This window comes from Vibrio gangliei, from assembly GCF_026001925.1.
GTDB lineage: Bacteria > Pseudomonadota > Gammaproteobacteria > Enterobacterales > Vibrionaceae > Vibrio > Vibrio gangliei.
Window position 1 is genome coordinate 1460013 of the sequence record NZ_AP021869.1, and the last position, 13019, is coordinate 1473031.

Sequence of the window (13019 nt, forward strand, 5' to 3'; positions counted from 1 at the left end):
TCTTTTGCTTAGCGAGTTACTACTCTACCGTTTCAAGCGCTTGTGCTTGGTCGGTTTTCTCTTTCGGACCGTTGCCGAAGCCACGTAGGCCGACGACGTGTACGTGTTCGTGATCTTTAAACACTTTACGGACCAATTTATAAGTCGTGCCTTTTTCTGGGCTGATGTTTTCTGGCGCGGCTATCAATAATTGCATGTCTAGGCGTTCACACAGCTCAAACAAGGTATTGATCGATTTAGTATCCAGACGCGCAGCTTCATCTAAGAAGAGTAGACGACACGGAACAATATCTTTACTGCGCAAGCGGCGTGACTCTTCTTCCCAGCTTTGGATAACCATCAACAGAATTGATTGACCAGTACCAATCGCTTCACCGGTTGATAGTGCGCCAGATTCCGCTTGTAACCAGCCTTCTGAGCCACGGTTAACTTCAATACTTAGCTCCAAGTAGTTTCGGTAGTCCAGCAGCTCCTCACCTAAGATTTGCGGTGAGCGTTGGCCCATATCGATATGCGGGTTCACGCGTTGGAACAACTTCGCCATCGCTTCTGAGAAGGTTAAGCGCGAGTTATCAAACAAGTCTTGGTGTTTGCCCTGCTCTTCAGCCAAACCAGCCAGCAGCATTTCATGGCTTTCACGAATACCGACATTCAAACGTACGCCGCGCACCTGACCAAAGGCAATGTTAGACAAACCTTGGTTAAGCATGCGAATACGGTTTTGCTCACGCTGAATGGTTTTCTTGATGATGTTCGCCACAGAACCAGAGCTGATCGCCAAGCGGTTTTCACGTTGGGTCAACTCTTCAGTTAGGCGCGCCAGTTCCACTTCCATCTCTTCGATGGCTTCAACCGGATCGCTGGTGTGGATGATGTCTTGGCGAATACGCTCACGTAAGTGCTGGTAAACCGCAATGTAGAACAACACTTTGCCTTCTGGACGAGCGCTGTCTTCTGAGCCACGTAGCGCGTCACGTAAAGTTTCATTGTTGGCAACCGCAAGACGCAACGCACCTAACGATTTATCCGACATAGAACGCAATTCGTTATCTGACAGATACGCCAGCTCACGACGATGCAAACGACGCTCGACATCATTAAGACGTGCAAGGCGCAGCACTGAACACCAACCCGCTTTCGCATTCACCACAAACTTACGTAAATCTTTGTAGTCTTTCTCGACTTTCTTTACGCGTTTAGTAAGCGCTTTCATTTCCATATCGGTCGCGGTAAGCGTACGTTCAAATTCACTCTTACGTTGACGAGAAGTATGCAAACGTTCGTACAGCTCATTTTTACGGATTTCAGCACGTTCTACTGCGCCAAGATCAGGCGTGACGCCGTATTCTTGCAGCTCTTGTTTGAACTCTTGAACCGTTTCTAGCTTGGCTTGGTGAGACGATTTAAGCGAGGCTAGCAATTGGTTGTATTGATTTAGCTGACCTTGCGCTTGTTTTAAGCTTTCACGGCTACGTACTTTGGCTTGCTCGGCTTGCTCTAGCTTGCGTTTTAGCTGCTCACTTAGTTCGCTGCTTTGATCCAGTAGTGAAACAGAATCAGAGTAAGCAAAGTAATGACGACGCTCGTGCAAATCCGCCAAGGCAAACAATTGAGTTTTCAGTGTTTGCAGGCTTTGATCCGCTTGCTCGTATTGTTGTTGCAAGGCATCAAATTGCTCAGGGTCGGCTTCAAGTGCTGACACCATCGACGCAAGTTTCTGCGCCGCTTTACCGTGTTGTTGAGCGAACGACTTGTATTCCGCCAATTGCTCTAACTTGTCATTGAGCTCTTCTAAACGCTCAGCAATGCTGTCGTCTTCAATCAAATGCATCACGTTAGCCAGTTTGTCTAACTGAGCGAGCGCTTGTTTGGCGCTTTGCATTTGACTGCGTTGTTGCTGCTCTTTTTCATCCAATTGCGTTAATTGACGTGTGATTTGGTTGAGTTCATCACGCACTTCAGCCAATTGCGCTTCTGGATCGTCATTAAAGGCGATGTGAATGTGCTTAGATACAAATTCGTTATAGGCTTGGTACAAACGTTGCAGTTTTTGCGAATCAAACGCCGCTTTAGCGTACTCTTCTGCCACTTCTTCACGTTGTTCACGTAAAAGCTCTAAACGTTGTTCACGCGCAGCGCGGCCAAAGAGTGGAATCGCAGGAAGGCGTGAATAACGGATTTGGCGGTCATTAAGCTGAACACAAACCGCACCATCCAATTCATCGGCATTGAACGTGCTGTCATCAAAGGCATCAACGTCCCCTTCAATGATGTAAAGATCATCTGGACAATCATCTAAATCCACCAGCTTTTCTTTAATGCCGTCTAGGTCAGACACCACAATCGCGTGACGCGCTGGGCCGTACATGGCGCTAAAGAATGGCGCATCTTCAATGGTGATGTCGTCATAAATTTCAGATAAAAGAACACCGCCCAAGCTATCCGCTAAACCTTTCAAGCGTGGATCATTTGAACCCGATGGTGAGGCTAAACGCTCAATATCGGCATCCAATTGCTCACGACGCGCAGCGAGGCGTTCTTTCGCCATAGATTGTTGTTTGTCTTGCTCAAGCACTTGTTGCATTTGCGCCATCACAGAATGGCCGTCAGTTAATTCGGCTTCTGTTTGTTGCTGTAATTTTTCTAACGCTTCGCTAGCGGCAATCCAGGCTGGCGCTTGCTTTTGCAGTGTTTCAATTTGACTTTGCGCATCTTGTTGGCTGCGACGTAAATCACCACGCACATCGCGCAGTTCTTCTTGTTCACCCGCAAGAACATCAAGCTGTTCTAGGTGACGTTCGCGTTCTTGCTCAAGCACCATTTCATCATCAAGCGACACTTGGTATTGTGCTTGGTACTTTTCAACTAACTCAGCCGCTTGACGTTGGTCGTTTAAGTTACGCTCTAAATCACGTTGCTGGGCACGCCATTGAGATTCGTTTTGTAGCCATTGTTCAGCTTGCTGCGCTTTTTGAATCGCTTGCTTGGCATGTGGCAGTGCTTCGTTACGCGCAACATCACCAACAATGCTTTTCACTAAACTTAGCGCTTGCTCAAACTGCTCTGCTGCCGCTGACGACATATCCAGTTTGTGTTTAAGTGATAGTAGCGCAGACGTATTTTCAGACTCTTGCTGCTTTAATTGCGACAATTGCGCTTGTGCGTTTTCTGCAGTGAGATCGTCGTTACCCGTAAGTTGTTGGGCTTTTTCTAACGCTTGTACTGCTTGTTGGTATTGCAACGCACGCGTTTGCTGAACGTCTAACGCTTGTTGGTAATCCGCTAACTGAGACTTGAGGCTGTCGACTTCTTGCTCAGACACTTCGGCCTGCTCTTCGGCCATCGCCACTTGTTCAGCCGCTTCTTCAACCACCATGATTTGTTCTTCTAAACGCTCGCTCAGCTCTTCCAAATCTTCTTGGTAGCGTTCAATTTTCTCTTGCTGACGAATCGCCGTTTGCACCAATTGCAAGTGATCCGCTGCTGCTTGGTGATCTTGCTCAAGGCCAGATTCTTGGTCCACCAATTGCTCAAGTTCGGCTTGAACTTCGGTGATTAAATTCATTTGCGAATGCAGCGTTGAAATCGATTGATTCATTTCACTGCGCAGCGCTAGAGCTTGATCTAACTTGATACGACGGTCATTGGCGTGACGCATATAGTCAGCCGCAACGTAATTGGTCGATTCCGTAATGAGGTGTTTGAATAAATCACGGTCGGCTTGTGTGGTTTTGATGGCTTCGAGCGTCATGCGGTTTTCACGCAGCGCCGATTCCATATCCTGGAAAGCTTTTTTCACGCCACCGTTTTGCGGCAATAAGTAATCGCGCAATGAACGAGTAATGGCACTTGAAATACCACCGTATAAAGAGGCTTCAATTAAACGATAGAACTTAGAACGATCGCCGGTATTACGCAGTTTCTTCGGCAATACGCCCATTTCAAACATCATGCTGTGGTAATCAGACACAGACGAGAATGCTTTCAGTTGTACGCCTTCGTATTCGGCAATTTTTTCTTTTAATTCATTGTAAGAACGCACACGCGCTTGGCCGTTTTCTAGGCTTTCAATCAGCACGTCGGTTGGTTTAACCTTACTTGGCAAGCCTTGAATCAACAACGGTTTGATGTCGACTTTCTTATCACGACCCGCCACTTGTTGCAGCTTAACGGTAAATAACAAACGTTGATGACGCGAGTTCACCACATCCAGCACCGAATAACAGGTACCCGGTTGTAATTTACCGAACAAACCTTTGTCGCGTGACGCTTGAGAGCTACCCGCTTCGGTGGTGTTACGGAAATGCAGCAAACTCTGGTCTGGAATTAACGCGGTAATAAACGCCGCCATGGTGGTTGATTTACCCGCACCGTTACCGCCAGAAAGCGTAGTGACCAAACCATCGATGTCAAAAGTACGCGCAAAGAAGCCGTTCCAGTTGATCATAGTGAGTGATTGATACTTTCCTCGTTCAATCATTTTGCTTTTCTCGATCACTTGCTCACTCATAAGTCACCTGCTTGTTGTTCTTCTGATTCTTCTGTTTGTTCATCAGAAGCGTCTTCTTTATCTTGAGTTTCATTAAGATTGTTCTTATCTAACACGCTAGGATCCAGCACCGCTTCACCATCGCGGATCAAGCGTAATTGCGCTTCGCGAATATCATCGCCAACACGCACATCCGCGCCAAAACGGAACACCGCTTCGCTGATACGGAATTTCTCGTCATCACCGACAGTCAATACCATGCCGATACGACGCAGACGACGCAATGACGTGCGCACTTTCTCAAACAATTTTTCTTTGTCTAAGTCTGAACCCGTGGCGCGGTTCGTCACCAAACGCATCAGTTTCTTTTCATCAGCTAAGTTCAATAGCTCTTCATACAGCTCTTGGTTAGTAAAAATGCCTTCGTGCGCCAAACGCTCTGGGCTTAGGTACAAGAAACACAGAATTTTACCCACTAACATATCGAGTTCAGACAGTACGCTGCGACCAATGAAAGACGTCGAACGTGGACGCAAATAGAAGAAACCTTCTGGCGCGCGAACCAACTCAGCGTTATAGCGTTGGTAGAAAGCACCAAGCTCACTGTCGAAATCGGTTAAAAATGCATAGTTATCCATATCATCACTTGAAATATGGCGACCTGCGCGTAATTGGCTATCCAAGGCTGGAAACAGTGGATTCGCTAACGCTTTAATTAACTGTTCAGGCATGTACGCTTCATTGGCAGCCTGAGTAGTCGAGTCTGAATATTGTGCGCTATCTTGCGCATCGTAATTAGTATTGATCGATGACATTCGCTTGTACCTTTGCTCCAAATTCGTTAATCGCTTTCCAGTCCGGTTGAATAGCTCGGTAATCCGATTCGGAATACCCCATTCTTACCGCTTGGTCGACTACCATTCGGGCTAAATCAAAATGTTGCGCGTGAGAGTGCTGCTCAAGGTAATCTCGTAACACCGCACCTAAATCAATCGGTGCGCCGGTGTCTTTATGTTGTTGAAGCATGGAGGCAACACGTTCACTCAATTCATCATCAACAACGGATAATTCTTCGTATTCCACTTCATCAGGCACTTGGCCAACCACTTCATCGTCGCGCAGCATCATGGCTTCATCACGCATATCACGTAGACGCTCGGCATCGGAATAAGTGAGATACCAAGGCGCATCAAAGTAGTCGGTCACCGATTGACGTAGACGCTGACTAAAGGCACGGTTTTGGTCCATATCAATCGCAGTACGGATAAACTTATGTACGTGACGGTCGTAACCAATCCATAAATCAATAGCTTGCTGGCCCCAGCTGACGATACGGTCAAGCTTGGTTTGCAGTGCGAACAAAATGGCATCGATAAAGTCCAGCCCTTCTTGTCCATAAATAGTTTGTTGAATATCCAACAATTGGGTTTGCAGTTCATCGCCCGCCGCTTGTAAGGTGTCTTGCAATTCATTCAGTGTGTTGGACGTTTCAGTAAGTAGGCTTTCACAACTGCTGATCGCGTCACGCCAATCTTGGTTTAATAGCTCAGCAATTTGTTGTTTGATTTCGATTTGCTGATCGTCCATCACGCGCTGGTTTAAATCAATGCGGTCAAAGATTTCACTGACCGAATATTTCAATACGCCATAAACGTGCTTTTGCCATTGCGCTAAATCGTTAGCCTGTTCTGCCGCTTCAACCGCTTTTGACATTTCATCAGCCACCATCGACAGTTGAATCGATAGCTTTAATTTCGAAAATTCGCGATGACGCACATAGTAATCTGTGATTGCCATGCCTAAAGGTGAAATACGATAAATGCTTGCCCCTTGATTCAACTCACTGACAAATCGGCTGATCAAACGCTGCGATACCAATTCATTAATGGCATTGTTGGCGCGAAACGCCGACGCCTCGCCGGTATCATCAAACATGGTCGTGACAATTTTGAACGCGTCATGCAATTCACCTTCGCCTAATTCTTCATCAAACTTTTCATTGCTGAGAACGGCGATAGCAATCAGAAACGCCAAACGCTCGGAAGAAAGATTCAATGAAAAATCATGCTGTTTTACCCAGGTGACCAGCTCATCTATGGGCTGTTCCTGAGTTGGCTGCTGGTTAAAAGGCAGTCCAGCTGAAGATTGAGTTATTTCACTCATTATCATTCCTGTTTTGCTATTAGCTCTCACCCGTTTGTTCACTTTGCGGCTTTTGTGCCCATACATGAATGTAACGGCCAAGAGAAAGATAAGGCTCTGTGCGGCATAATTTCTGCTCTAACGCCAACACATCTTCTGGGGTGTAGTCCCCCATATATTGTTGATTACCAATGTAATCATTAAAACAACGGATGCCTGATTTACCGACAATGTCGAAACCTTGAGACTCGATCCATTGGTACACATCTTCCGGTAACAACCCTTTCTGTGGTTGCAATTTAAACCGTTTACGATGTGGCATTCCCTGCAAAATGTGAGGGATATTACCACAAGTTACGTTCTTCAAAACCAGTCCGTGATGATTGTAGAACATCACAGATACTATTCCGCCCGGTTTCACTTTATCGAGCACATCATTCAAGACCTGTTGAGGGTGCTCAAGCCATTCCATAACGGCATGAAATAAAACGAAATCAAAAGGCTCTGATTCATGCTTATGCAAGTTTTGAATAGGAGAATGAACAAATCGAAAGTTGGCAGATAAAAGATTTTTTTCTACATCTTGCCGAGCGAGAGCCAGCATTTCACTCGACACATCACATAAGCAAATTTGATGACCGAGCTGAGCGAGTTTTTGAGATACTTGTGCCAAGCCGCCGCCCGCATCCAAGATGGATAAAGGTTTGTCAGCATGTTGCAGGCGTTGCAATGCGTTTTCTATATCTTGCCATACGATGACTTGGCGGATATCTCCTTTATCCGAACCGTAAATATTTTTCGCAAATTTATGTGCGATGTCATCGAAATTTCGATCGTTAGCCATATTTTTTCATTTAAGATAACTGAATTTTGCGTGTATTCTGTCACAGCAATTACAGGAATAAAGCAAATACTCTCTTTTATCCGCTGAATGATGAATTTTTGGGCTATTTAAAATGTTTGAACTGAAAAAAATAATCGGCGCATTGTTCATGCCGCTGCCAGCCATGTTAATCCTTGGCTTTCTCGGCTTGTTTTTGATCATGTTTACTTATAAACGAGGCTTGGGTTGTATTCTCACTTTTATCTCTTTAACAGGGATCTTTCTCTTTTCATTCCAACCTCTTTCTACTTCTTTATTGAAACCGACTGAGCGTGCTTACAAAGCCTTTTTACCGGTTGATGGCACCTTGGATTACGTCATGGTCTTAGGCAGTGGCCACACGGTGGATGATGACATACCACCGACTTCTGAACTTTCACGCAATGGTTTAATGCGCTTAGCCGAAGGCATTCGTGTATTACGACTGTACCCGGGTGCAAAATTGATTTTATCTGGTTACGGTGCGGGTAGTTCTGTCAGTAACGCACGTATGATGGCTAATGTTGCTGTATCACTTGGTGTGGCAAAATCGGACATCATCTTATTAGAAAATGCACAAGACACTTGGGATGAAGCCCATCAAGCCGCCGGTTTCGTGGGAAATAAACGCATGGTGTTAGTGACTTCTGCGAGCCACATGAAGCGTGCCATGAAAGAGTTTCGCAAAGCGGGTTTGGAACCCATCCCAGCCCCAACCAACTATCTTGCGTTTGATAACATTGAACAAGCATGGGACAAGTATTCACCTCAAGCTCAATACTTAGAACAAAGTGAGCGTTATTGGCATGAATTGTTGGGTCGTTGGTGGTCATCTTTACGTGATACACTTTCTAACACTCAAAACACGGCAAATAGCGCGCCGGCAGAATAAAGCAATTTACACGCAATAAGACTTACGTTATCGTTTGCGTCCTGCAAAGTTTGTTCATAAAAATGCCATATCTGATTGTCAGGCATGGCATTTAAGACTAAAATCTTATCAAAACTACGCATCTATATTATTAAGTCGCTGATTAATGGCGACTTTTATGTTTTTAGTATCCAATTAACTATCATCGTTCCGGCTGTATGGTCGGCATAAAGGAAATTCACTATGGCTACAATCAAAGATGTTGCACGTATTGCTGGAGTCTCCACAACGACCGTGTCACATGTCATCAATAAAACTCGTTTTGTTGCAGAGACAACTCAAGAGAAAGTTATGGCCGCAGTGAAAGAACTCAATTATGCCCCAAGCGCCGTGGCTCGTAGTTTGAAATGCAATACCACCAGCACCATTGGTATGTTAGTGACACAGTCAACTAACCCATTCTTTGCCGAAGTCGTTGATGGTGTTGAAAGCTACTGTTACCGCAAAGGTTATACCCTAATTTTGTGTAACACCGGTGGCCGCTCTGACAAACAACGTGATTATATCCGCATGTTGGCTGGCAAACGTGTCGATGGCCTATTGGTTATGTGTTCTGACCTAGATGAAGAATTGCGTGAAATGCTTGATGGTCACCCAGATATTCCTAAAGTTGTGATGGATTGGGGCCCAGAAACATCCAAAGCCGATAAAATCATCGATAACTCAGAAGAAGGTGGTTACATCGCAACACGCTATCTACTAGAACGAGGTCACACTGATATTGCTTGTTTAAGTGGGCATTTTGAAAAGGTGGCTTGCCAAGAGCGTATTGCAGGTTGTCGCCGTGCGTTAGAAGAAAAAGGCTTAACACTACGAGACGAGTGGTTACTAGAAGGGAACTTCGAGTGTGATACTGCCGTTATCGCTGCCGATAAAATCTTGGCAATGGATAAAAAACCAACTGCGGTATTCTGTTTTAACGACATCATGGCGCTAGGCTTAATGAGCCGTCTGCAAGAAAAAGGCATGCGTGTACCGGAAGATATTTCCGTGATCGGTTACGACAACATTGATATTTCTCCTTATTTCTCACCACCGTTGACGACGGTTCACCAACCTAAGCGTCGTTTAGGTAAGAACGCGGTTGAAATCTTATTAGAACGCATTAAAGATAAAAATCACGCTAAACAAACCTTCGAAATGTTCCCTGAAATGGTAGAACGTTCATCGGTGAAAACGCTTAAATAGTATTTCTAGTATTATCACTGCAAACATTTACAAGGCGTATCTATTCATTTAGATGCGCCTTATTTTTATTCGCTGGATTTTGATTAATTTATCCTGAGTTCAGATTAACTTAGCGATAACCTGAAATTTTTTCGCGTGATGTTATGTCTTATATTCCACTACGCTTAATTACATAAATTTTCATACCCAAGTTAGCGGAGCGAATAAAAGCTGCCAACAAAGCTAAAGCTTCAAATACGATGGATATTAAGGACAGATACAATGCGCTGGATTAGCCTTGGTTTACTTTCATTACTGCCTCTATTTGCTATGGCCTCTCAGGATAGCGACTGGCAAACCATTGAAAAACAAGCTCGTGGGCAAGATGTGTATTTTAATGCCTGGGGTGGTAGCCAAGAAATTAATGATTATCTACGTTGGGTAAGTAGAGAAGTGAAACGACAATATGGTGTAACTCTACACCATGTTAAAGTTTCCGATATTTCTGAAACCACCGCCCGCTTGCTGGCAGAAAAAACAGCCAATAAAAATCAGCAAGGCAGTGTCGATTTGGTTTGGATTAATGGTGAAAACTTCAAATCAATGAAAGACAACCAATTACTTTTTGGCCCGTTTGTATCGACATTACCTAATTGGCAAAAAGTAAATATGGCTTTACCTGTCACTGATGATTTTTCCGAACCAACCAACGGGCTCGAAGCGCCTTGGGGTGTAGGACAACTGGTTTATATTTATGACCGTGACAAGCTAGCCTCGCCTCCTCAATCAGCGCAAGATCTGCTCGAGTATGCTAAAGCGCACCCAGGCCGTATTAGCTACCCTAAGCCGCCACAATTTCATGGCACCAGTTTTTTAAAGTCATTATTGATTGAACTTAGCCAGCAAGATCCTGCATTACAGCAACCCGTTACCACAGAGGCTTTTGCTCAACTCACTCAACCATTATGGCGCTATTTAGATGCTTTGCAGCCTTTCTTGTGGCAACAAGGTCAACAGTTTCCAACTAGCCAAGCGGAAATGATTCAACTTTTGGATGATGACCAACTTGATTTGGCGATCACCTTCAATCCCAATGAAGTTTTCTCCGCGCAAGCCAGTGGCAAACTTGCTTCAAGCACCGCAAGCTACGCGTGGAAACAGGGGGCTTTATCGAACATTCATTTTCTTGCTATTCCATGGAATGCTAACTCCAAACAAGGCGCTTTAGTGGTGATCAATTTCTTACTCAGCCCTGAAGCGCAATCTCGTAAAGGCGACATCAATATTTGGGGGGATCCATCCGTTTTGCAGCCGCAATACTTAACTGGCAGCGCACAAAAGACCAAACTCTACCCGTCCTTGCCTGAGCCACATCCTAGCTGGCAAACCGCATTAGAACAGGCTTGGCTTGAACGTTATAGCCAATAAAATATTGATGGCGTTACGTCGAGGAGCAATTCAAAGGACCATGTCTATTAAAAAAAGGGATAGTGAAGCTAGGCCTATTAAAAGCAGGCATACTAAAATGAGTAACCGACTCAATAGCACTCTATTAAATCGACGAATATTGAATAAAAGCCAATCCAGTAAAGTCTCGCTGCGCTTGGGTTATGCTTTCGTTGTGTTGCTGTGTATCTTTCCCATCATTCCCGGCTTAATCGGTATGCTTAGCCCTGCCTTCGGCATTATTCCCCCCTTGGGCTTATTCGAGTTCTCACTGACTGGGTTCGAAAAAGTGGCGGATTGGCCCGCGGTAATGCATTCAATTTGTCTGAGTATGTTCTCTGCAATTACGAGTACTTTTTTAGCGACCATCATGGCGTTTTCAATACTGCAAGCCTATTGGAATCGTCCTGCTTGGCATAAAGTGGAAAAGTTATTATCGCCCTTATTAGCCTTGCCTCATGTCGCTTTTGCTGTGGGTTTCTTATTCTTATTTTCAGATACAGGTTGGTTCGCACGTGCATTAAACAGTGTTTTTTCTGCTTTTAGCACTTTTAACACTCAAGGTTGGTTGAACGTACAAGATAATCTTGGCCTTGGGCTGACTCTGGCACTTGCGATTAAAGAAACGCCGTTTTTGGTGTTAATGAGTTTACCCATTTTAAATAACTTACGAATTCAGCAAACCTTAGCGGTATCACAAAGCTTAGGTTATTCAGCTGCACAGACATGGTGGAAAGTGATCTTGCCACAATGGCTTCGACACATGCGCTTTCCATTTTTTGCCATTATGGCTTACTCAAGTTCAGTGGTGGATGTCAGCTTAATCATAGGACCAACGCATCCACCGACGTTTGCCGTATTGGTTTGGCAATGGTTTAACGAGCCTGATTTGTCTTTATTGCCTCGCGCTGCTGCCGGAGCGTTGTGTTTGTTTTTGCTCTGTAGCGCATTGATTGGTTTGGTGTATTTTATCGAACGTCTGTTACTTCATTATGCTCGCGGCTGGCTTACCTCTGGCAAAAAGAATGCTGACAGCGTTTACGGTAAATCGTCCTCTTCCATTTTCTCACCGCTGTCTATCAACTCGGCTATCCAGTCCACTATGACTTCAGCGGTTGCTCCTGTGCTCATGGCGGTGAGTTTATTATGTTTGCCTGCCCTGCTGGTTTGGACCTTCGCACAACGTTGGCAATTTCCGCAGCTACTCCCATCAGATTGGAGTTTGCGCTTTTGGATAAGCGAATGGCCATACATTCAACAAGCGATTCAAACTAGCCTATGCCTTGCCGTAGCCAGTACGATCATCGCGTTAATATTTGCCATTATTGCGCAAGAATATCGGCAACATTTTCGCCTACGTTTACCCATGTATGTGATTGCTCTGCCAATGCTCATTCCTCAGCTTTCTTTGCTGTTTGGCTTACAAGTCACAACGCTTTGGATAAACCAAGAATATTATTGGCTGTGGGTTATTTGGTCACATCTGTTTTTTGCTTTTCCATATATTTATTTGAGCTTAGATGGGCCCTGGCAAAGCTATCCAACCCGCTTATCACAAACTGCGGTCAGTTTAAGCGCATCGCCATTTAAAGCTTTTGTCATGATCAAATTACGCACACTGGCTAGCGCGTTGGCGTTTGCTTTTTCGATGGGAATGAGTGTCAGCTTAGCGCAATATTTACCGACTTTGATGTTAGGCTCTGGCCGCATTGTCACTTTAACCACCGAAGCCGTTGCGCTTTCCAGTGGCCATGATCGCCGTATCATTGCTTTGTATGCGTTATGGCAAGCGTTAGTACCCTTCATATTCTTTAGCTTGGCATTGGTCGCTAATCGTTTTTTAACCCAACCTAATGCTATGCAAAAACCGGCCAAATACCAAAATCGGGATGAAGATCTAAAGCGAAACAGAAACCGAGATCCATCTAAACATCCTGTTCCATTTAAACACTCAGTGCCAACCCAAAATAGGCAGGCGTAAT

Annotated in this window: 8 protein-coding genes; 4 read left to right on the forward strand and 4 right to left on the reverse strand. The window is 44.9% G+C overall.

Annotated features, from left to right (window positions below):
- Positions 1–19: 19 nt before the first annotated feature.
- From mukB to cmoM, 4 genes are all read right to left on the reverse strand, one after another.
- Positions 20–4480, reverse strand: a complete 4461-nt coding sequence (gene mukB, locus Vgang_RS06660; RefSeq protein WP_105902130.1) for a chromosome partition protein MukB — start codon at positions 4478–4480, stop codon at positions 20–22.
- A 26-nt stretch (positions 4481–4506) separates the two neighbouring features.
- Complete coding sequence (mukE, locus tag Vgang_RS06665) at positions 4507–5220, reverse strand: chromosome partition protein MukE (RefSeq protein WP_245879912.1); 714 nt, start codon at positions 5218–5220, stop codon at positions 4507–4509.
- A 64-nt stretch (positions 5221–5284) separates the two neighbouring features.
- Complete coding sequence (mukF, locus tag Vgang_RS06670) at positions 5285–6652, reverse strand: chromosome partition protein MukF (RefSeq protein WP_105901916.1); 1368 nt, start codon at positions 6650–6652, stop codon at positions 5285–5287.
- A gap of 19 nt (positions 6653–6671) precedes the next feature.
- Positions 6672–7475 (reverse strand): tRNA uridine 5-oxyacetic acid(34) methyltransferase CmoM, encoded by an 804-nt coding sequence (gene cmoM / locus Vgang_RS06675; RefSeq protein WP_105901915.1) that lies wholly within the window; start codon positions 7473–7475, stop codon positions 6672–6674.
- Between the two features lie 112 nt (positions 7476–7587).
- Between cmoM and elyC the strand changes: the two genes are divergently transcribed.
- From elyC to Vgang_RS06695, 4 genes are all read left to right on the forward strand, one after another.
- Positions 7588–8385: an envelope biogenesis factor ElyC gene (gene elyC / locus Vgang_RS06680; protein WP_105901914.1), complete on the forward strand. Its 798-nt coding sequence runs from the start codon at positions 7588–7590 to the stop codon at positions 8383–8385.
- Positions 8386–8607: 222 nt separating this feature from the next.
- Positions 8608–9612: an HTH-type transcriptional repressor PurR gene (purR, locus tag Vgang_RS06685; RefSeq protein ID WP_105901913.1), complete on the forward strand. Its 1005-nt coding sequence runs from the start codon at positions 8608–8610 to the stop codon at positions 9610–9612.
- A 261-nt stretch (positions 9613–9873) separates the two neighbouring features.
- A complete protein-coding gene (locus Vgang_RS06690) occupies positions 9874–11019 on the forward strand; it encodes an ABC transporter substrate-binding protein (protein ID WP_105901912.1) in 1146 nt (381 codons plus the stop codon).
- 97 nt (positions 11020–11116) lie between these two features.
- Complete coding sequence (locus tag Vgang_RS06695) at positions 11117–13018, forward strand: ABC transporter permease (RefSeq protein ID WP_211294019.1); 1902 nt, start codon at positions 11117–11119, stop codon at positions 13016–13018.
- Position 13019 lies beyond the last annotated feature (1 nt).

Bases quoted from the DNA above. Each gene is read 5' to 3' on its own strand.
- mukB (WP_105902130.1), bottom strand. From the start codon at position 4,480: ATGATTGAACGAGGAAAGTATCAATCACTCACTATGATCAACTGGAAC.
- mukE (WP_245879912.1), bottom strand. From the start codon at position 5,220: ATGCCTGAACAGTTAATTAAAGCGTTAGCGAATCCACTGTTTCCAGCC.
- mukF (WP_105901916.1), bottom strand. From the start codon at position 6,652: ATGAGTGAAATAACTCAATCTTCAGCTGGACTGCCTTTTAACCAGCAG.
- cmoM (WP_105901915.1), bottom strand. From the start codon at position 7,475: ATGGCTAACGATCGAAATTTCGATGACATCGCACATAAATTTGCGAAA.
- elyC (WP_105901914.1), top strand. From the start codon at position 7,588: ATGTTTGAACTGAAAAAAATAATCGGCGCATTGTTCATGCCGCTGCCA.
- purR (WP_105901913.1), top strand. From the start codon at position 8,608: ATGGCTACAATCAAAGATGTTGCACGTATTGCTGGAGTCTCCACAACG.
- Vgang_RS06690 (WP_105901912.1), top strand. From the start codon at position 9,874: ATGCGCTGGATTAGCCTTGGTTTACTTTCATTACTGCCTCTATTTGCT.
- Vgang_RS06695 (WP_211294019.1), top strand. From the start codon at position 11,117: ATGAGTAACCGACTCAATAGCACTCTATTAAATCGACGAATATTGAAT.